17 protein-coding genes are annotated in these 19,763 nt (G+C 71.8%); 11 read left to right on the top strand and 6 right to left on the bottom strand.

Annotated features, from left to right (window positions below; all coding sequences use genetic code 11):
• From ACX25U_RS24675 to ACX25U_RS24625, 11 genes are all read left to right on the top strand, one after another.
• Entirely contained in the window at positions 1-885 is an 885-nt protein-coding gene (locus tag ACX25U_RS24675; RefSeq protein WP_454383213.1) for an ABC transporter permease, read from the top strand.
• Positions 882-1,865: an LLM class flavin-dependent oxidoreductase gene (locus ACX25U_RS24670; protein WP_454383211.1), complete on the top strand. Its 984-nt coding sequence runs from the start codon at positions 882-884 to the stop codon at positions 1,863-1,865. The genes ACX25U_RS24675 and ACX25U_RS24670 overlap by 4 nt, the downstream gene beginning before the upstream one ends.
• On the top strand, positions 1,858-2,484 hold the full coding sequence (locus tag ACX25U_RS24665) for a flavoprotein (RefSeq protein ID WP_454383210.1): 627 nt from the start codon (positions 1,858-1,860) through the stop codon (positions 2,482-2,484). The genes ACX25U_RS24670 and ACX25U_RS24665 overlap by 8 nt, the downstream gene beginning before the upstream one ends.
• Entirely contained in the window at positions 2,481-3,506 is a 1,026-nt protein-coding gene (locus ACX25U_RS24660) for a hypothetical protein (RefSeq protein WP_454383209.1), read from the top strand. Before ACX25U_RS24665 ends, ACX25U_RS24660 begins: the two co-directional genes overlap by 4 nt.
• The gene (locus ACX25U_RS24655; protein WP_454383207.1) at positions 3,503-4,246 is read left to right on the top strand and encodes a class I SAM-dependent methyltransferase; all 744 of its coding nucleotides are present in this window, start codon (positions 3,503-3,505) and stop codon (positions 4,244-4,246) included. The genes ACX25U_RS24660 and ACX25U_RS24655 overlap by 4 nt, the downstream gene beginning before the upstream one ends.
• Positions 4,247-4,286: 40 nt before the next feature.
• Positions 4,287-4,553, top strand: coding sequence for a hypothetical protein (locus ACX25U_RS24650; protein WP_454383206.1), 267 nt, complete (start codon positions 4,287-4,289; stop codon positions 4,551-4,553).
• A gap of 273 nt (positions 4,554-4,826) precedes the next feature.
• Positions 4,827-5,024, top strand: coding sequence for an LxmA leader domain family RiPP (locus tag ACX25U_RS24645; RefSeq protein ID WP_454383205.1), 198 nt, complete (start codon positions 4,827-4,829; stop codon positions 5,022-5,024).
• A 138-nt stretch (positions 5,025-5,162) separates the two neighbouring features.
• Entirely contained in the window at positions 5,163-6,434 is a 1,272-nt protein-coding gene (locus ACX25U_RS24640) for a M16 family metallopeptidase (protein WP_454383204.1), read from the top strand.
• Entirely contained in the window at positions 6,431-7,747 is a 1,317-nt protein-coding gene (locus tag ACX25U_RS24635) for a M16 family metallopeptidase (RefSeq protein ID WP_454383203.1), read from the top strand. Before ACX25U_RS24640 ends, ACX25U_RS24635 begins: the two co-directional genes overlap by 4 nt.
• A 270-nt stretch (positions 7,748-8,017) precedes the next feature.
• Positions 8,018-8,215, top strand: a complete 198-nt coding sequence (locus ACX25U_RS24630; RefSeq protein ID WP_454383202.1) for an LxmA leader domain family RiPP — start codon at positions 8,018-8,020, stop codon at positions 8,213-8,215.
• 133 nt (positions 8,216-8,348) lie between these two features.
• Positions 8,349-10,124, top strand: coding sequence for an ABC transporter ATP-binding protein (locus ACX25U_RS24625; protein WP_458633782.1), 1,776 nt, complete (start codon positions 8,349-8,351; stop codon positions 10,122-10,124).
• A gap of 30 nt (positions 10,125-10,154) precedes the next feature.
• Here the strand turns inward: ACX25U_RS24625 and ACX25U_RS24620 are convergent, their stop codons facing one another.
• The 6 genes from ACX25U_RS24620 to ACX25U_RS24595 all read right to left on the bottom strand — a co-directional run bounded on the left by ACX25U_RS24620 (position 10,155) and on the right by ACX25U_RS24595 (position 19,567).
• Positions 10,155-12,260 carry a TIM-barrel domain-containing protein gene (locus ACX25U_RS24620; protein ID WP_454383200.1) on the bottom strand — a complete coding sequence of 702 codons (2,106 nt, stop codon included), beginning with the start codon at positions 12,258-12,260 and terminating at the stop codon, positions 10,155-10,157.
• A gap of 112 nt (positions 12,261-12,372) precedes the next feature.
• Positions 12,373-13,494, bottom strand: coding sequence for a carbohydrate kinase family protein (locus tag ACX25U_RS24615; RefSeq protein WP_454394490.1), 1,122 nt, complete (start codon positions 13,492-13,494; stop codon positions 12,373-12,375).
• A gap of 436 nt (positions 13,495-13,930) precedes the next feature.
• Positions 13,931-14,923 carry an adenosine deaminase gene (locus tag ACX25U_RS24610; protein WP_454383199.1) on the bottom strand — a complete coding sequence of 331 codons (993 nt, stop codon included), beginning with the start codon at positions 14,921-14,923 and terminating at the stop codon, positions 13,931-13,933.
• Between the two features lie 20 nt (positions 14,924-14,943).
• Positions 14,944-15,849, bottom strand: a complete 906-nt coding sequence (locus tag ACX25U_RS24605; protein ID WP_454383198.1) for a ribonuclease Z — start codon at positions 15,847-15,849, stop codon at positions 14,944-14,946.
• Between the two features lie 7 nt (positions 15,850-15,856).
• The gene (locus tag ACX25U_RS24600; protein ID WP_454383197.1) at positions 15,857-16,210 is read right to left on the bottom strand and encodes a histidine triad nucleotide-binding protein; all 354 of its coding nucleotides are present in this window, start codon (positions 16,208-16,210) and stop codon (positions 15,857-15,859) included.
• A 159-nt stretch (positions 16,211-16,369) separates the two neighbouring features.
• Entirely contained in the window at positions 16,370-19,567 is a 3,198-nt protein-coding gene (locus tag ACX25U_RS24595; protein WP_454383196.1) for a S41 family peptidase, read from the bottom strand.
• Between the last annotated feature and the right edge of the window lie 196 nt (positions 19,568-19,763).

Genomic DNA, 19,763 nt, shown 5'->3' with positions numbered 1-19,763 from the left:
ATGTCCCGAGCACTGACCACCGAGCCCGGCACCGCGACCGCCGGCCGCTCGCCCTCGCTGCGCCGCGTCCTCGCCATCGGGACCCGCCGCGGGCTGCTGGAACTGCACCAGTTGCTGCGCACCCCGCGGGAGGCGTTCACCCTGATCAGCACGCCTCTGCTGTTCATCGTGCTGAGCACGCTGATGGACGGGGACATCCCCGGGTCGACCGTGCCGATGGCGGAGCTGATGGTGGCCGGCGGCATCACCACCATGATCGTCCAGGCCGGGCTGCTGACACTTACCCAGACCCTGGCCGTGGAACGCGAGGACGGCACACTGTTGCGGATGCGTGCCGTGCCCCACGGGATCCCGGCCTATCTGGTGGCCAAGACCGTGGTGGTGGCCCTGACCGCACTGGGCGGCAGTGCGCTGACCCTGGCGGCCGGGGTGCTGGTGGTGGGGTCCTCCCCGCCCGCCGACCCGCGGCACTGGCTGATCCTGCTGTCCGTGACGGCCCTCGGGCTGGTGGCGGTGGTGCCGATCGGTGCGGTGCTCGGCGCGATCCTGCCCAACGCCCGGGAGGCGCTGGGGTTCCTGATGATCCCGCTGCTGGCCCTGATGGTGTTCTCCGGCATCTACTTCCCGATCACCAAACTCCCCACCGCGGTCCAGGACGTCGTACAGGCCTTCCCGCTGAAGTGGACCGCACAGGGCGTACGGGCCGCCGTGCTGCCGGACTCCGCGCTCAGCGCCGAGACGGGCGGCAGCTGGGAGCTTTCGAAGGTGTACCTGATCAACGGAGCCTGGGCGGTGACGGGCTTCCTCCTCGCCCCTCGCGTACTGCACCGGATGACCCGTCGTGCGTCCGGCAACCGACCCAAGAGAACTGAGGCATCGTCATGAGCGGAACGCTGAAGCACACTTCCGCGATCTTCCCGATCCAGCCCGACGCGCTGGAGCCCATGGTGGAGTTCGGGACGTTCGCCCGCGATCTCGGGGTACGCCGGCTGTGGCTGGGCCAGTCCCTGCGGGTGGAGACGCACCTGGCGCTCGCGGCGTTCGCCGCCCGCGTGCCGGGGGTGCCGCTCGGCACCAGCGTGGCCCTCACCATCCTCCGCCACCCCTATCAGGCGGCCGTCGAGGCCAGGTCGATCAGTGCGCTGTCGGGGGCCCCCTACGTCGCGGGCTTCGGTCCCGGGGCCACCAGCTTCCAGAAGCAGTTCCTCGGAGAGCCCTACGCCAAGCCGCTGCGGGCCATGACGGAGTATGTGAGCGTCGTGCGGCGGCTGCTGGACAGCGAGCAGGTCGTCCACGAGGGCGAGTACTTCACCTCGATCTCCGCCATGCTGCACGTCCCCGCCCCGGCGGTCGAGGTCGGCCTCGGAGTGCTGCGTCCCGGGATGGCCAGGACGGTCGGCGAGATCGCCGACGTCGCCATCACCTGGCTCACCCCGCACTGGTACATCGACGAGCAGCTGGCACCCGCCATCGCCCAGGGCGCCCAGAACGTCGGGCGGGCCGGCACCCCGCGGGTGGCGTCCATCGTGCACGCCGCCCTGGCCAGGCCGGGCCGCAACCTGCGGAGGCTGGTCTTCGCGGCGGCCGGCCCGCACCTCGGGTCCGAGCACTACACGGACATGCTCAACCGCGCCGGACTGTCCGTGGACCCCCGAGACCCGCTCAGGGGCGCCGAGGAACTGATCAGGGAGCAGGTCTTCGCCACGGGCACCGCCGAGGACATCGCGAAGGTGGTCCGCGCACACCGCGAGGCCGGTGTCGACGAGGTCGTCATCAACGTCTGCGGTCTCTACCTCACGGAGGGGCCCCAGGCCGCCGCGAGGGACCTGCGGGAGATCCTGGAGGCGGTCAGGGCGGATGACTGACGCCACGGCCCCCGACCCCAACGATGTGCCGGTCTTCACCGGCCGCCGGGTCCTCTACGCCGTGACCGGCGCCCTGAGTGCCGCTCACACCCCGTTCTGGGTGAACTGGCTGCGCTCGGTCTACCCCGAGGTGCTTCTGCGGGTGGCCTTGACCCGCTCCGCCGAACGGTTCGTCACCCGGCAGGCGTTGGCGTCGATCAGCGGTCAGGACGTAATGGTCGACGAGTGGCCGCGGGAGCCGGCCGTGCACGCACGTCACGTGGAACTCACCGAGTGGGCCGACACGTTCCTCGTCGCTCCTGCCACCCTGGGGTTCTGCTCCCGGCTGGCCAACGGACTGGCCGACAGCCCCGTCCTGCTCGCCCTCCAGTGCACCACGGCACCGGTGGCGATCGCGCCCTCGCTCCCGCCCGGCGGGCTGCGCTCGGCGGCCTACATACGGGCCAGGGCGGCGCTTGAGGAACTGCCCCACGTCACCGTCGTACCGCCGATTCCGGGGCTGAGTTCCACCACCGGCCGCTGGGACGCGGCGCTCAACGCGCCGATGCCCGCCGTCATGGCCGCGGCCGAGGCGCTGCGCGCCCGGACGAGTCCGGCGGCCCAGGGGGCACGGCCATGACCGCGCCGACGCGGCTCGAGACGGTCGCCGCGTTCGGCACCGGCTACCTGACCACCCGGATCCTGCGGGACGGGCCCGACTACCTCTGGTGCCGTGCCCCGGGCGCCGCTCGTACCAGCGGCTTCACCCCGATACCGCCGTCGGCCCGCCGCGCACTGGCGGTACTGCCGGCGGACGGCGCCGGGGTCGTACTGGGCGACGACGCGGTGGTGGGCCCGGGGGAGGACGCGGCGGCCGGGGTCACCGAGCGCCGCTACCGGGTCGGCTCCGCCTACTCCCTGGGCCATGTGCTCGGCAACCACCAGGCGGCGCCCCACCAGTGGGCTGCGCTGCCCCGGCTGCTGCGCCAGGCCGGACGGACACTGCGCACGGTGCACGAGCGGGTGCCCGCGTCGACCGCGCAGGGCGCCCCGCACGGCACCCTCCGACTGGCGGGCTGGCTGGCGGGCCGCCCTGGCCCGGGACGGGCCGGACGGCTCCGCCAGGAGGCACGCGCGCGGCTCGGCCGGGACCGGCTGGAGCGGGCCGCCCAGTGGTGCGCCACGCTCAACTCGCCCGACGGACAGAGCGTGTTCCTGCTCGGCGGTGCGGCCCTCGGCTCGGTGGTGCCCAGCCCGGCCGGAACCGGATGTCTGATCATGGCCGGGGAGGAGCTGGCCCGCGGCCCCGCCGCCTACGACCTGGGGTGGGCGCTGGGAGAACTGGCCGAGTTCCGGCTGCTGCACTTCGCGGGCGGGGACCCCGCGGCCGACGCGGCCGCCGCGCACTGTGCCGAGGCGAGCGGCGCGCTGCTGGAGGGCTACGGCGCAGCCGGCGTGGACCGCGTCGAGGTGGCCCGGGCCGCCGTACTGCGGATGCTGGTCCACACCCACGACTACGCCGCGTTCGTCGACTGGACGGATCAGCTGACGCAGTACCTGGACCTGCTCGCAGACCTGATCGACCACCCCCTGGCGGCCGTCGGCGATTCCCCCGACGCACCTGCCGGACACCGTCAGACCCATGAACCGGAGGAACAGTGATAGCGCAGAACGCTCACTACAACGAGAAGATGGCCAGCGTCTACGAGCAGATGTACCCCATCGGCTTCGACACCGACGCCGCCGTCGAGTACCTCTCCGGGATGCTGAAGCCCGAGGCCAAGGTGCTGGAGCTGGGCATCGGCACCGGACGCATCGCGCTCCCGATGGCTGAACGCGGCTTCCGTCTGCACGGTGTCGACGGCTCCGAGGCGATGCTCGCGAAACTGGCCGAACGCGACACCGAGGGCGTCGTCACCGCCGTGCTGGGGGACTTCACCCAGCCCGACCTCGACATGGGCGGGGACTTCGACCTGGTCACCCTCGTCCTCAACACCTTCTTCGTGGCCGTCTCCCGCGAGGCGCAGCTCAACTGCCTGCGCAACGTACGCGACCAGCTGGCGGAGGGCGGCCGGTTCGTCCTGGAGGCGTTCGACCCGTCGCCCTACCACGTGATGACCAAGCCCGACTTCTCGATGCGCTACCTCAACGAGACCGCGGTCATGCTGGACACCATGATGGTCGACCGCTCGCAGCAGCTCATGGTCGCCACCCACACCATCGTGGACGGCGGGCCGCCCGAGACCACCCAGCATGTGCTGCGGTACGCGTTCCCGCTCGAGATCGATCTGCTGGCCGAAATGGCGGGGCTGAAATTCGTCGAACGCTGGGGCGGATGGCACCAGCAGCCGTACACCGCAATCAGTCCGCGGCATGTATCGGTCTACGAACGGGTAAACTGAAATACGCGCGGCACGGTGCGCACAACAGTTAGGGAGGAACATGATCGAGGGAATATCGAGTGCCATCGCGGTCGGCGTCTCGACGGTGATTGGTGTCGCCGGCGACCGCACCACAAAGAAGCGGAAACAGGCTTTCTGGGACCGGTACGGATCCTTCGAGGGATTCCGCAGCCAGGTCGACCAGGAGCGCATCCAGGGAGTCCGCAGGGAACGGGGCAACGTGGCCGCCATCAAGGTGGTCCGCGAGGAATACCCTTATGTCTCGCTCGCCATGGCGAAGCGTTACGTGGAGGAGCTGCCCGCCTAGGGCGGCGCCTGCCGACGGATCTTTCCGCAGCGTGAGGGGGCGGGGCCAAGCGGCCCCGCCCCCTTCTCGCAATATTTGATTCCCCTCCGCCGGCCTCCCCGAAAGTGCAGGCTGGAAGGCCGTTGACCACCGCCCGCAGGAAAAGGATAAAGTTTCGGCGGCCGATCAGTGAGCCATTTACTTTTCACCGCTGGATTACCCTCGGAAGTCCGTGTAGAAATTATCTCGAAGGCGGAAACCGTCCGCCGAATGCAGTTCTCAAGAGGAGCCACTGTGAACACCACGGACAACCTGATGGCCGGCTACGCGATGTACACCTCCGCCGACGAGATCGCCGCGGTCCAGGACGGCGGCGCGCCGGAGATCAGCCCGGTCAGCCTCTCCATTGCCGTGTCCATCACCGAGTCGTCCTACGCGTGCAGCGCGGGCATCAGCATGAGCGTCGGTGTCACCGTCGGCAAGGGCTGCTGACCCCATCACCACGCACGACCGTGACCCGGCCGGTCCGGTGCCCCGAACTCCGCGGGCGCCGGACCGGCGGCACGTGGGGCGGGCCCGGCGGGGACCACGGCCTCACGACCGCGAAAACCGACAGGAGGGCCCCGCCCCATGCGGCACCTGACACTGGACAACGGCCTCAGGGTGGTGCTCGACGCACGCGCCGTCGCCCCGGTCATCGGGGTGGCCGTCCACTACGGGATCGGATTCCGCGGCGAGCCCGTGGGCCGCAGCGGCTTCGCCCACCTCTTCGAGCACCTGATGTTCCAGGGCAGCGCCCATGTCGCGCAGGGCGAGCACTTCTCCCACGTCCAGGCGTCCGGCGGCACGGCCGGCGGATCGACGCACCAGGACTACACGGACTTCTATCAGGTCTCGCCCGCGGCGGCACTGGAACGTCTGCTCTTCCTGGAGTCCGACCGGATGGCCGGACTGCGCCTGACCGAGGACAACCTGAACACCCAGCTGCGGGTGGTCAGGGAGGAGATCCTCACCAACGTCACCCACCGCCCCTACGGCGGATTCCCCTGGACCGTCCTGCCCGGCGTCCTGTACGAGTCGTTCGCCAACGGCCACAACGGCTACGGCGACCTGCGGGACCTGGAACGGGCCACGACCCAGGAGTGCGCCGCCTTCCACGAGGCGTACTACGCCCCCTCCAACGCCGTCCTCACGGTCTGCGGCGGTTTCGACGCGGACCGAACGGCGGACCTGGTGCAGCGGTACTTCGGCCGGATCCCCGGCCGCCCCACCGCACCCCTGCCCGAACTCGGCGAGCCGGCGCCGGACAGCGAGCGCTCCGGTACGCACCAGGACGGGCACGCCGCGTTGCCCGCTCTCGCCCTCGGCCACCGGATGCCCGACCCGGGCCGGGAACTGCCCGCGTACCTCGCGCACATGGTGCTGTCGGCGCTGCTGACCGGAACCGACCGGTCGCTGCTGACCCACCGACTGGTGACCGGCACCCGGCTCGCCACCGCCGTGCGATCCGGCTGCGGCTTCTTCGGCCCGCTCCAGGCACGCGACCCGGACACCTTCCAACTGGTCATCACCCACCGGCAGGACGCGGCACCCGAGGACCTGCTCGCCGAGACCGACGCTGTACTGCGCGCACTCGCCGACCACGAACCCGATCCCGTGCAACTGGCCCACACCCTGGCCAGGCTCCGCACCTCGACCGCCCGGGGTTACGACAACCTCCTGGTACGGACCCGCCACGCCGGCGCCTTCGAACTGCTCCACGGCCGGGCTGCCCTGATCGACGCCCTGCCGGCCCTGATCGGTGAGGTAGGCGCCGACGACGTGAGCGCGGCCGCCGCGCGGCTCCTCTCCGTGCCCCGGGCGGTCCTCCGACTGCGCACCCACGAGGAGGCCCTCGTATGACAACCGCCGCGCAGGCACCGGCCGTCGGCGCGCTGCCCTCGCTCGACCCGCACCAGTCGTACGAACTGCCCCCGCACACGGACCTGCTGCTGCCCAACGGACTGCGGGTCGTCATCGTGCGCGCGGACTCCACACCCATGGTGGAGATACGGCTGTTCCTGCCGCTGCCCGTACACAGCGCCGACCCCGCCACGGCCTCGGTCCTGGCCGCGCTGCTGACCGGGAACACCACCCTGCGCACCGCCGCCGAGATCGAGGAGGCGCTCGGCCGGGAGGGCTCCGTCCTCTCCGCCGCCTGGACCGGAAGCGGCCTGGCCCTGAGCGCCTCCGTGCCGGCCCACGCACTGCGCTGGACCCTCGACCTGATCGCCGAGTTCCTCGAACGTCCGCACTACACACACCCGACGTGCGAGGCCGTCGCCCGGCGGCTGGCCGAACGAGCGCACGGCGCCCTGACCGCGCCCGCCGTGGCCGCCCAGGAAGCACTGCGGGCGCGCTGCTTCCCCGACGCCGCCCACACCTGGCGGCCCGGTCCGGACACCCTGAGCGCCGTCACGGCGGAACAGGTGACGGCCTTGCACACGGCCGCGGTGGTTCCTCGCGGCGCGTTCCTGGTGGTGGTCGGCGCCATCGACCCCCAGCAGGCCGCCGCCGACGGGGCGGCGGCCTTCGCCTCCTGGCCGGACACCGGACCCCCGCCCGACGTACCCCGGCCGGCCTGGTCGGGCGGCGGGGTCGCCGTCTTGCACCACAAAGGGGCGGCGCAGGCGCAACTGGCACTGGCCGCCCCGGCGCCACCGCGGACGGACCCCTCGTTTCCCGCACTCAGCGTCGGCAACTGTCTTTTCGGCGGGTTCTTCTCCTCGCGCCTCATGCGACAACTCCGCGAGAAAAGCGGACTCGTCTACCAGATCGAATCAACCATTGACGATGTTTTGGCCCACCCCACCATTCTCATCAACTGCGCCACAGCAGTCGACACCGCCCCGGACACCCTCCGGGAGATAAGGGAACAGCTGGAGCAGCTTCGTTCCCGGCCCCCCTCGGCACGGGAGATCGACGCAGCTCGCAAATACATCACGGGCATCACGTACATCGGGCAGACCTCGCAGTCCGGCCTGGCCTCCACCCTCGTCGGCGTGCTCGGGTACGGGATGGGCCCCGGCTGGCTGCGCGACTTCCCCGAGCAGCTCGGGGCCGTGACGGCCGCACAGGTCTCCGAGGCCCTCGAACAGCACTACCGGGCCGACGCGTTCACGGGGGTCGCCGTGGGCGCGCCGGGCGCGTGGGAGGAGCGGATCTCCTGGGCGTGAGGCCCTGAGCTGCGCCCCGACGAGCCGGTGGTGCCGCGTTCCGGCGCGGCACCACCGGCTTTTCCGTTCCCACCTTTCGGAATACCGTTCCGTGAACTCCGCCAGTGAACCGGAACCAAAGCATCAACGCGGCGCCGGTGAGCCAATAAAGAATCTTTTCGCCGCGTTTTCCCAGCCAGCGCATCGAATGCCGCAAACAAAGGGGGTGGCCCCCGGCCGGGTCCCGTGAGAGAAATTCTCCGTCAGACCAGTTTCCGTTCTGGAGGAACAATGAACACCGCTGACCAGCTCATCGCCGGCTACACCGCCTACACGGACTCGGCCGAGATGGTTGCCGACGCCGCGGCCGAGGCCCCGGCGATCACGCCCACCACCACGGTCACGATCGTCTCCGTCGAGAGCGTTCTGGCCTCGATCGGTGGTGCCGCCAGCTTCAGCGCCGGTTACACCGTCTCCACCGGCTGCTGAACCCGCTGCCCGGTCGGTGCCCCGGCCCCCGTGGCCGGAGTGCCGACCGGGCGGCACCCTCTCTCGACCTCATCGGAAGGGACACGCCATGGTGGGGACCGGACCCACATCCTCCTCGCGCGCGCCACGACAGGTGCGCGTCTTCAGCGACCTGCTGCGCGACAACCTCGCCCAGGTCCTTCTCGCACTCGTGCTGAGTCTGATCGCGACGGCGTCCACCCTGGCCATTCCGCTGCTGGTCCGCGATCTCATCGAAACCCTGGCGAAGCGCGGCAGCATCGTCGGGACCCTGGCCTGGATGGTGCCGCTGGCCCTCGGCGGCGCACTGGCCTCCTCCATCTCCGGCTACCTGCTGGCGCGCGTCGGCGAACGGTTCGTCCTCAGGCTCCGCTCCCGCGTCATGGAGCACACGCTGCGCATGCCCCTGCAGTCCGTCCGGGCGGCCGGCGCCGGCGACCTCGTCGCCCGCATCACGTCCGACGCGATGCTGCTGCGCTCCGTCATCGACGTGGGCGTCGTCCAGGTGCCGGTCGCCGTCGTCACGGCGCTCGCCACGATCGTGCTGATGGCCCTGCTCGACTGGGTGCTCGTCCTGCTGACGTTCACGGCGTTCGCCCTCGCGGGCTGCGCCATCTGGTACGTCCTGCGCCGGGTCCGCAAGGGCTACGAGTCCATCCAGATCGCCACCGGTTCGCTCGCCCAGCGCTTCACCACCTCGCTCGCCTCACTGCTGACCGTCAAGGCGTACCGGGCCGAACGCCGTACCGCCGACTCGCTCACCGAGGACGCGGGCGCGATCACCAAGGAGATGCTCAACGCGTCCAAGCTCCAGTCGGTGGTCCTGCCCGTGATGTCCCTGGGCCAGGAGGTGGCCCTCGCCGCCATCGTGATCGTCGGCAGCGCCCGCATCACCGACGGCGCTCTCGCCCTGCCCGACTTCATCGCCTTCCTGCTGTTCCTGCTCCAGCTGGTCAGTCCCGTCACGGTCATGGTGATGGGGTTCGGACGCCTTCAGACCGGCCTCGCCGCCAAGAGCCGCTTCGAGGAGCTGCTCGCGGTCCCGACCGAGCCGGTCGACGAGGTGACTTCGGTGCCCGACGCCGCCGTACCGGCAGCCTCCGCGGGCGCCGACGCCGTCCGCTTCGAACGGGTCTCCTTCGCCTACGACGGGCAACCCGTCCTGCGGGACGTGACGTTCCGCGTACCGCGCCGCGGCCTGACCGCCGTCGTCGGCCACTCGGGAGCGGGCAAGTCCACCCTCTTCACCCTGATCGAGCGGTTCATGGACAGCTCGGACGGCACCCTGAGCGTGCTGGGCCGTGACGTCTCGCAGTGGCCGCTGCAGCAACTCCGCTCCCGCCTCGGCTACGTCGACCAGGCCTTCACGCTCCTGGAGGGCACGATCCGGGAGAACCTGCTGCTCGGCAGCGAAGCCGGCCCCGAAGGGAGCCGCAGGGGCGAGGACGAGTGGCTGATGGACACCCTCGATTCCGTGGGCCTCGCCGAGACCGTACGGTCCCTGCCCGACGGCCTGGACACCGTACTGGGCCGCGAGGTCGACCTCTCGGGCGGTCAGCGACAGCGCATCGCGCTCGCCCGGGCCCTGCTCAGCCCGGCGGACATCCTCCTCCTGGACGAGCCCACCTCACAGCTGGACGCCCTCAACGAACTGCGCCTGCGGGACGTCGTCGACACCCTCGCCCGCGACCGGTCGGTGCTGGTGGTCGCCCACCGGATGTCCACGGTGATGCACGCCGACCACGTGGTGGTCCTCAAGGAGGGCACGGTGGTCGCGACCGGCACCCACGCGGAGCTCATCGCCACCAACGCGCACTACCGCGACCTGGTGGAGAGCCAGCGGTGGTCCCCGCTGGACGGGGCCGCGACTCCGGCGGCGCTCACGCCCTGACACGCCCCGGTACCCCTTCGGACGGCTCCCTCAGCGCAGGGCCCTCAGGGCCTTGTCCGACCCCCTCGCTCCGAGGTCGACGAAGACCGGGGTAACGCCCAGGGGGGTGGCGTAGGACTGGATCGTCCGGGGGCCCTGGAGGGTCTGGGCGCGGGTCACGTCGTACCAGGTGCCCGGGGGGAGGTGGACGGGGCGGGTGGGGGTGTTCGTCAGTTGCGGGGCCGCCAGGATCGCGGGGCCCAGCATCCACTCGTCGGTGATCGTGTACGCCTGTCCGTCGTGCGGGAAGTCGAAGAACAGGGGGCGCATGATCGGGTCGCCGGTTTTCAGGGTGTGCTGGACCTGGTCCCAGATGTACGGGGCCAGACGGGCGTGGCGGGCGATGGCCTGACGGTAGAGGGCGGTCGTCTGCTGGTCGTAGACCACCTTCTTGCCGGTCGTGACGTCGATGGTGTCCACGGGGGAGGTGGAGGCGTACATGAGCGGCATCAGGGACGCGGACTGGGCCCAGCGGACCAGGACCTCCTTCGTGGGGGCGGGCTGGGCGCTGGAGCCGCCGATCATGTCGGTGGTGACGAAGGGGTAGCCGATCGTGGAGATGGCGAGGTTCTGGGTGACGGAGGCGCGCAGGGAGTTCCAGCCGGTGCCCTTGTCCAGTTGGCGGGTGACGAATCCGGCCCGGTGCGCGGTGGTGTCCCAGTGGACGCGGATGCCTACGCCCTGGAGGTCGAACCCGTCGGCGAGCTGGGCGCCCAGGCGCTGGTAGTCGGCGGGGGCGTAGCCCGCGCGCGGGGCGCACCGCTCGTCGAAGAAGCGGGTGTCGAACTTCAGGCCGTCGATGCCGTACGTGGTCATCAGGGTCTTGAGCCGGGACTTGTACCAGGCCGCCGCGTCCGGGTCGGCGAGGTCGACGATGCCGGCGGTGCCGTTCCACCACGTGACCCGGCAGGGCCTCCTGGGGTCGGCGGCGTCCGCCAGCAGGTAGCCGTGGTCGGCGGCGTACTCGTACTGGTCGGAGTCCAGGTTGATCCACAGCGTCACCCAGAGGCCGAAGTCGAAGCCCAGGTCGTGGATCCGGCGTGACAGCGCCCTGGGGTCGGGGTAGGCCTTCGGGTCGAAGGTCAGGTTCCCGTAGTCGGACTCCCACTTGTCGTCGAGCTGGAGCGTGTGGCCGGTGAGGCCGTGGCCGTGGAGGTCCTGGGCGTAGTCCAGGAGCCCGGCCTGGTCGACGTGGGTGTAGAACTGCGCCCAGGAGTTCCACACCGGCTCCGCGTACTGGCGGTACGTCGCGTCGGTCTTCGCCGGTCTGCCCACGATGCCGACGTAGTCGCGGTAGACCTCCAGGGGCGTGGACTCCACGAAGACCGTCGCCCGGTACGGGTCCGCGGACTCGATGTCGAAGCGGCCCAGGCCGTCCTCGCCCTGGTTGATCGCCACGTTCATCACGTGTCCGGTGTCCACGCGCAGGCCGGTCGCCGAGGACGTGTACCAGAACGGGTCGACCATGTAGTACGAGGCCGGGCCGAAAGTCGGGTGGACGACTTGGCCGCTGGACAGCGGCCAGGGCTGGTCGGTGGCGGGGCCGCCGTTCGGGGTCTGTGCCTCGCCGTGGCCGTACCAGTGGCCGGCGGACTTCAAGTCGTAGGCCAGCCCGAGGCGTTCGGGGGCCACTCCCCCGACCTGCCAGTCGAGCTGGTAGCGGTCGGCGGACGGGGTGACGCGGGCCCGCACCGTCGCGCCGGTCAGCGTCGTGGCGGCGGTGAGGGTCAGGGCGCCGCTCTTCCAGGTCCAGTCGGTGACGCGGGTGGCGTACTGCCAGGTGCCGGAAGCGTGGAAGCGCAGCGCGCCGGTGTTCCCGCCGGCGGTGGCCAGGACCGTGCTGCCCGAACGCCTCGTCGTCAAGGAAAGTTGACCGACCGTCACTCGGAGTGTGTAGCCGGGAGCGGTGCCGCTCGGCGGTACGGTCAGGGTGAGCGCGTCCGCGGAGGGGGTGAGCCGGGGGGCTCGAGGGGCAGGGGGCGCCTCGGTCCGTGTCCGTGCCTGCGCCGGGTCCGGCGTGGTCAACGCCATGGGAAGGGCCAGGCTGAGGCCGAGGACGGCGAGGAGCACTCCGGGTCTGCGGGTCGGTCTGCGCACGACGCATGTCCTTCGACGGAGGGAGTCAGGAGGCTGCTTGTCCCATCGTGCTCGATCGTGCCGATGATTGAGCGTCAGCAGTCACCTGTCAACGTCCGTCGGTCAACACCCGTCACGCCGGCCTGCGGAACCCGATCGTCGGTACGGCCCTGCGCCGCGGCCACGGCTCGACGCTCGCCTCCGGCACCATGTCCTCCAGGAAGGCGTACCGCCGCAGCGCCGCCGGATCCTGGCCGTCGACCGACTGCACCCGGCGCCACCAGGCGGCGACCTCGGACCAGCCGGGGGCCGACAGCGAGCCGCCGAACTCCTGCACGGACAGGGCGGCGGTGAGGCCGGCGAAGGCGAGGCGGTCGGCCAGGGGCCAGCCGGCCAGGGTGCCGGTGACGAAGCCGGCCACGAACACGTCGCCCGCGCCGGTCGGGTCCAGCGCCTCCACCGCGATGGCGGGCACCTCGGCGGTCTCCCCCGTGCGCCGGTCGACCGCGTAGGCGCCCTCCGCGCCGAGGGTGACCACCGCGACCGGCACGAACTCGGTGAGCGTGTGCGCGGCGGTGCGCGGGCAGTCGGTGCCCGTGTAGCGCATCGCCTCCTCGGCGTTGGGCAGGAACGCCTCGCAGTGCTCCAGGTCGGCCAGGCCCGCCAGATTCCAGGCGCCGGTCTCGTCCCAGCCGACGTCGCCGAAGACGCGGGTTCCCTCGCTCGCTGCCTGGGCGATCCAGGGCGCGGGCCGGCCGGGTGTCAGAGAGGCCACGGCGGCACGCGCGCGGGGCCGGCAGTCCGGGGCACCCTCCTGGAGGAACACGGCCTCCGGGGGCGGCTCGTGGCCGTGCGAGACCATCGTGCGCTCGCCCTCGTACGCCATGGAGACGGTGACCGGCGAGTGCCAGCCGGGCACGGTGCGGGACGGGGACAGGTCGATGCCCTCGCCCTGTTCGAGGGCGTCCCAGCAGTAGTCGCCGTAGTGGTCGTCGCCGAACGCCGCCGCCAGGGACGTCCGCAGGCCCAGGCGGGCCAGCGCGGTCGCCATGTTGGCCACGCCGCCGGGGCTCGACCCCATCCCGCGCGCCCAGGACTCGGTACCGCGCACCGGGGCGGAGTCGAGCCCGGTGAAGATGATGTCGAGGAAGACGGTGCCCGTGAGGTAGACGTCCCAGGGCGGGTCGTCCGCCGTGCGCAGCCGGGCCAGCGGGTCGACCTGGGGGTGGAGGTGGGCGTGCGGTGCTCCGACGATGTACTCCCGGTCTTCCGGGTACTCCGGTTCCTCTCCGGTGGACGTGCTGGACGGGGTCACGGTGCGCTCCCTGACATGGTGCGGGTCTGGCCAGTGTGCACCAGAGCACCGACAACGCGTCGGCACCGCACGCCGCGGGACGCGCAGGCCCTCCCGGCCTGCCAGCGCGGGGTCGCCGGGGTGCCCCGGCCCGGCTCGGCGACGCGCATCGCGGCCGCGTCGTCGCGGTCGCGCAGGCGGCCGTTGGGATCGGAGACCTGACGGCCGGCCGGCTTCTCGGCGGGCAGGCGGGCCGGCCACCAGGATCGGGGTCAGCCGTATCCCGGTGGCGGTGAGGTCGGGTCCGGCGGTCACCCTCGCTCGTCTCCCCCCGCGGCCATCCGCGTATGCGAACGGAGTTTGAGTACACGGATGCCCTCGGACAACGGGGCGGGGCCTACGGGAACTCGTACGCCTCCACCTCGGCCAGGTACCGTCGGCGCCGCTCCTCGTCGTGCTCCAGGAAGGATGCGAGGAAGGAGTTGCGGGCCAGCTCGCGCAGGCGGTCCTCGGTGAGTCCCAGGGTGTCGCGTACGGCGTCGAAGTTGTCGCCGACGTAGCCGCCGAAGTAGGCCGGGTCGTCGGAGTTGACCGTGCAGAGCAGTCCGGCGTCCAGCATGGCGGGCAGCGGGTGGTCGGCGAGGGTGCCGACCGCGCGGAGCCGGACGTTGGACAGGGGGCACAGGGTCAGCGGGACGCGGTCGCGGACCAGACGGTCGACCAGGGACGGGTCCTCCAGGCAGCGCAGTCCGTGGTCGACGCGCTCGACGCCGAGCACGTCCAGGGCCTGACTGATGTACTCCGGCGGGCCCTCCTCACCGGCGTGCGCCACGCGCCGCAGGCCGAGGGCGGCGGCGGTCTCGTACACCTCGCGGAACTTCACCGGCGGATGCCCGACCTCGGCCGAGTCCAGGCCGACGCCCACGATCCGGTCCAGGTACGGCTCGGCGGCCCGCAGGGTCTCCAGGGCCGACTCGGCGGACTCGTCGCGCAGGAAGCACATGATCAGCCTGGTGGAGACGCCGTGGTTCTCCTCGCTGCGGCCCAGCGCCCGCCACAGCCCCTCGACGACCGTGCCCATGCCGACCCCGCGCGCGATGTGGGCCTGCGGGTCGAAGAAGATCTCCGCGTGCCGCACGCCCTGCGCGGCGGCGCGGGCGAGGTAGGCGTTCGCGAGGTCCTCGAAGTCCCGCTCGGTGCGCAGGACGGCCATGAGCTCGTAGTACAGGTTCAGGAAGGACTGCAGGTCCTCGAACCGGTAGGCCTCGCGGATCTCGTCGGTGTCCGTGTACGGCAGCTCGACACCGTTGCGCTCGGCGAGCGCGAAGGCCAGCTCGGGCTCCAGGGTGCCTTCGATGTGCAGGTGCAGTTCGGCTTTCGGCAGGGGCATCAAGGCATCGTACGGCCTGGTCAGCGGCGTTTCGGAACCGGTACCCGCAGCAGGTCCCGGGCCACGGTCAGCTCCCCGTCGAAACCGGCCGCCCGCGCCTGCCGCTCGAACTCCTCCGCGTCGCTGTAGCGCTGGCTGAAGTGGGTGAGCACGAGGTGCCGTACGCCGGCGACCCGGGCCGCACGAGCCGCCTGACCCACAGTCAGGTGACCGTGCTCAAGGGCCAGTTGCTCGTCCTCGTCGAGGAAGGTCGACTCGATGACGAGCAGGTCGCAGCCCTCGGCGAGCGCGTGCACCCCGTCGCACGGCCGGGTGTCCATGACGAACGCGAACCGCTGACCGCGCCGCACCTCGCTCACCGCCTCCAGCGGGACCCCGTTCAGGGACCCCTCCCGCTGGATGCGGCCCACGTCCGGGCCCTTGATCCCGTGCGCGGCGAGCCGGTCGGGCAGCATACGGCGCCCGTCGGGCTCGACGAGCCGGTAGCCGTAGGACTCCACGGGGTGGGAGAGCCGGCGGGCCTCGAGGGTGTACGCCGGCGTCGTCGCGAGGACCCCGTCGGCGTCGACCGGGGTCTCCGTGAGCCGGACGGTCTCGCGGTAGGCGGTGGCGTACCGCAGTCGGTCGAAGAAGCGCCTGCCCGAGCGCGGGTAGTGCGCGGTGACCTCGTGCGGCACCTGGTCGAGATTGATCCGCTGGATCACTCCGGCCAGGCCCAGGGAGTGGTCGCCGTGGAAGTGGGTGACGCAGATCCGGTTGATGTCGTGCGCGGCGACCCCGGCGCGCAGCATCTGCCGCTGGGTGCCCTCGCCGGGGTCGAACAGGATGCCCTCGCCGTCCCAGCGCAGCAGGTAGCCGTTGTGGTTGCGGTGCCGGGTCGGGACCTGGCTGGCGGTGCCGAGGACGACCAGTTCACGTACGGACACGGTCGGCCTACCCGGGGGGCCACTCGAGGCCGCGGCCGCCGAGGACGTGGGCGTGGGCGTGCCAGACGGTCTGGCCTGCGCCGGAACCGGTGTTGAACACGATGCGGTAGCTGTCCAGTTTCTCCTCGTCGGCGATCGCCTGCGTCTCGCGCAGGACGTCCGCGGCGAGGTCCGGGGCGGCGGCGGCGAGGGCGGCGGCGTCCTTGTGGTGCGCCTTGGGGATCACCAGGATGTGGGTGGGCGCCTGGGGGTTTATGTCGCGGAAGGCGACGGTGGTGTCCGTCTCGCGGACGATCGTCGCGGGGACCTGGCCTGCGACGATCTTGCAGAACAGGCAGTCGTCCTGGGGTTCCCCAGCCATGCGGTGCCTCCTCGGGTTGATCCAGTACGGGGGCATGGTATCGAGGGTAGGAAAAGCAGCCCGTCCATGGGGGCGCCCCCTGCTCGAAGAGCTCGGGGGAGTTTGAGGACGAGGCCGTTCCGGCCGAAGCGGGGGTCAGGGGGCTGCGGCCCCCGGACGTCAGGGCAGCGAGGGCGGAGTCTTCGCGGGCGTTGCCTCCAGGGCCTCCAGAGCGATGCGGATCGCCTCGTCCAGTTGTACGTCCCTCCCCGCCGCGTAATCCTGCGGGCGCTGGACGGCCTCCACGTCCGGGTCCACCCCGTGGTTCTCCACACCCCACTCGTAGCCCTCCAGCCAGAACGCGTACTTCGGCTGGGTGATCAGCGTGCCGTCGACCAGGCGGTAGCGGCTGTCGATGCCGACGACGCCGCCCCAGGTGCGCGTGCCGACGACCGGCCCGATGCCCAGCGCCTTGATCGCCGCGTTGACGATGTCGCCGTCGGAGCCGGAGAACTCGTTGGCGACGGCGACGACCGGTCCCCGGGGCGCGTCCATCGGGTAGCTCTCCGGCCGCATGCCGCGCGGCAGGTCCCAGCCGACGATCCGCCGGGCCAGCTTCTCCACCACCAGCTGGGAGGTGTGGCCGCCGCGGTTCTCGCGGACGTCCACGACCAGGCCCTCGCGGGCCACCTCCACGCGCAGGTCGCGGTGGATCTGTGCCCAGCCGGGGGCCTGCATGTCCGGCACGTGGAGGTAGCCGAGCCGGCCGCCGGACTTCTCGTGGACGTAGGCCCGGCGGTCGGCGACCCACGCGTGGTAGCGCAGGGGTTCCTCGTCGGCGACGGGGACCACGACCGCGTGCCGGGGGTCGCCCCCGCCGGCGGGCGAGACGGTGAGTTCGACCGGCTTGCCCGCCGTGCCGACGAGCAGCGGGCCGGGCCCGGTCACCGGGTCGACCGGCCGGCCGCCGACAGCGACGATCGCGTCCCCGGCGCGCACCGCGACGCCGGGCGCGGCGAGCGGGCTGCGCGCGTCCGGGTCGGAGGTCTCCGAGGGCAGGATCCGGTCGATGCGCCAACTGCCGTCCTCGTGCCGGGAGATGTCCGCGCCGAGCAGCCCCTGCCGGCCGTCTTGGCGGAAGTCGCCGTACGGCATGACGTAGGCGTGCGAGGTGCCGAGCTCGCCGTGCACCTCCCACAGCAGGTCGACCAGGTCGTCGTGGGTGGCGACGCGGTCCAGGACGGGCCGGTAGCGGTCGAGGACGCCGTCCCAGTCGACGCCGCCCATGTCCGGCCGCCAGAAGTGGTCCCGCATGATGCGGCCGGTCTCCTCGTACATCTGCCGCCACTCGGCGGCCGGTTCGACGGTCTGCCGCACCCGGCCGAGGTCGACGGTGATGTTGGAGTCGCTGTCCTCGTCGCCGGAGGCGCGCCGGTCGCTGGGGACGACCTTGAGCTTGCCGTCGGTCCACAGCAGGGCGCGCTTGCCGTCGCCGCTGACCGCGAAGTGGTCGGCGTCGGCGGCGAGGTGCTCGATCCGCTGCTGGACGAGGTCGTAGCGCTCCAGCTCGGTCTTCGGGTCGGGATCGTCGGGCGTGGCGCGGGATGCGCCGAGCACGCCGCGCACCGGGTGCCTGAGCCAGAGCACGCCGTCCTTGGCGGCGCGCAGGTTGGAGTAGCGGGCGGCCTCGACAGGGAAGGGCACGATGCGGTCGGCGAGCCCTTCGAGGTCGATACGGGTCGCCGGGGTGCCCTCGCTGTCCGGGGTCTCCTCCTTGTCCGGGGTCTCGAAGGGCCGGCCGTGCCGCTGCGGGCCGAACGGGGAGGGCGTGGTGGCGGCCAGGGTGATCAGGTGCGGGCGGGAGCCCTCGACGAAGGCCAGGTCGAAGACGTGTTCGTCGTAGACCGGATCGAAGGAGCGGTGGGAGAGGAAGGCGAGGTGCTTGCCGTCGAGGGTGAAGGCGGGGGCGTAGTCGCGGAAGCGCAGCGGGGTCGCGTCGGTGACCGACAGGTCGGTGGTGTTGGCCAGGCGGAGCTGGCTGAGCGGGCGCGGGCCGGGGTGCGACCAGGCGAGCCAGGTGGAGTCGGGCGAGAAGGCGAGGTCGCCGACGTCCCCGTGCTCGCTGCGGTCGACCTCGCGGACCTCTCCGGTCTCGCGTTCGACGAGCAGCAGCCGGCCGTCGTGCGAGGCGACGGCCACGCGGCTGCCGTCGGGGGCCATGGCGAGCTCCAGGACCCGGCCGAGCCGCCCGGCGCCCAGCCGGCGCGGGGTGGCGCCGGGCGCGAGGCCGGTGGCGGGCGCGAACTCCAGGGCGTCCTCGCCCTCCGCGTCCGTCACCCACACCACCCACTCCTCCCCTTCGGCGCGGAAGGTGCGCGGCAGCCGGTTCCGTACGCCGGGCTCGGCGGCGAGCGCACGGGCCGGACCGGAGCGGTGGGTGACCCAGTGGACGGCACCGCGCACCGAGACGGCGCTGCCGCGCGCGGTGTGGTCGGGGGCGGCGGAGCCGAACCAGTGGGAGGCGTTGACCGGGTAGGGCTGCAGGTCCACGCGGGGGCCGCCGAGTCTGATGTCCAGGCGCCGCGGTTCGGCACCCTCGAGGTCGTCGAGCAGCCACAGTTCACCGGCGCTCGAGTAGACGACGCGGCTGCCGTCGGTGGCGGCGTGCCGGGCGTAGAAGCCGTCCAGGGGGGTGTGCCGGCGCAGGTCGGAGCCGTCGGCGAGGGAGGAGTACAGGGCGCCGGTGCCCTCGTGGTCGGAGAGGAACGCGACCCGGCCGCCCACCCACAGCGGGTACTCCAGGTTGCCGTCCAGGTCCTCGTGCAGCCGTACGAACTCGCCGTCGCCCTCGCGGTCGATCCACAGCTTGCCGGCCGTGCCGCCCCGGTACCGCTTCCACCAGGCCGCCTCGCGGCCCATCGGCGCGGACAGCAGCACGGTGTGCGGGCCGTGCGCGATGTCGCCGACGGGCCCGTACGGCAGGGTGGCGGCCGGTCCCCCGTCGAGCGGGACGGCGCGGGCCCAGGTGCGGCGCAGACTGGCCTGGCCGTGGGTGCTGATCGCGAGGACCTCGCCGTCCGGGGTCCAGCCGCGCACCTGGGTCTTCCAACTTCCCCAGTGGGTCAGGCGCTCGGCGGGGCCGCCGTCGACGGGAGCGACGTGGACCTCGGGGGCGCCGTCGCGGGTGGAGGTCCAGGCGACGGTGGTGCCGTCGGGCGAGAGGCGGGGGTGGTTCACCGGCACGTTGTCGGCACTGACCCGCCAGGCCCGGCCGCCGTCCAGCGGCGCGAGCCACACGTCGTCCTCGGCGGTGAAGGCGACCAACTCGCCGTGCGGATGCGGAAACCGGAGATACGCAGAGGGTGCGGACTGAGTCACCCGATCACCCTACGCAGCGGCGGCGGCCGTCGACAGGGGGCGGGATCACCGGGAACCTCCGAGGATGCCTCCTCCTTTAGGGAGGGGAGGAATCGGACGGGCTGGTACGCCCTTCACCGTGCTGAGCGAGAACCAAGCCGGCACGGCAACTCCTTTGCTCGCAGTGCCGAACCGGGCCGGTTCCACCCCGGCCGGT

Source organism: Streptomyces sp. JNUCC 63 (assembly GCF_054366325.1).
The sequence above is the reverse complement of the archived record's forward strand: the minus strand, read 5'-3'. Positions and strand labels throughout refer to the sequence as shown.

Excerpts from the sequence above, each read along its gene's own strand:
- ACX25U_RS24675 (WP_454383213.1), top strand. The coding sequence starts at position 1 with ATGTCCCGAGCACTGACCACCGAGCCCGGCACCGCGACCGCCGGCCGC.
- ACX25U_RS24670 (WP_454383211.1), top strand. The coding sequence starts at position 882 with ATGAGCGGAACGCTGAAGCACACTTCCGCGATCTTCCCGATCCAGCCC.
- ACX25U_RS24665 (WP_454383210.1), top strand. The coding sequence starts at position 1,858 with ATGACTGACGCCACGGCCCCCGACCCCAACGATGTGCCGGTCTTCACC.
- ACX25U_RS24660 (WP_454383209.1), top strand. The coding sequence starts at position 2,481 with ATGACCGCGCCGACGCGGCTCGAGACGGTCGCCGCGTTCGGCACCGGC.
- ACX25U_RS24650 (WP_454383206.1), top strand. The coding sequence starts at position 4,287 with ATGATCGAGGGAATATCGAGTGCCATCGCGGTCGGCGTCTCGACGGTG.
- ACX25U_RS24640 (WP_454383204.1), top strand. The coding sequence starts at position 5,163 with ATGCGGCACCTGACACTGGACAACGGCCTCAGGGTGGTGCTCGACGCA.
- ACX25U_RS24635 (WP_454383203.1), top strand. The coding sequence starts at position 6,431 with ATGACAACCGCCGCGCAGGCACCGGCCGTCGGCGCGCTGCCCTCGCTC.
- ACX25U_RS24630 (WP_454383202.1), top strand. The coding sequence starts at position 8,018 with ATGAACACCGCTGACCAGCTCATCGCCGGCTACACCGCCTACACGGAC.
- ACX25U_RS24610 (WP_454383199.1), bottom strand. The coding sequence starts at position 14,923 with ATGCCCCTGCCGAAAGCCGAACTGCACCTGCACATCGAAGGCACCCTG.
- ACX25U_RS24600 (WP_454383197.1), bottom strand. The coding sequence starts at position 16,210 with ATGGCTGGGGAACCCCAGGACGACTGCCTGTTCTGCAAGATCGTCGCA.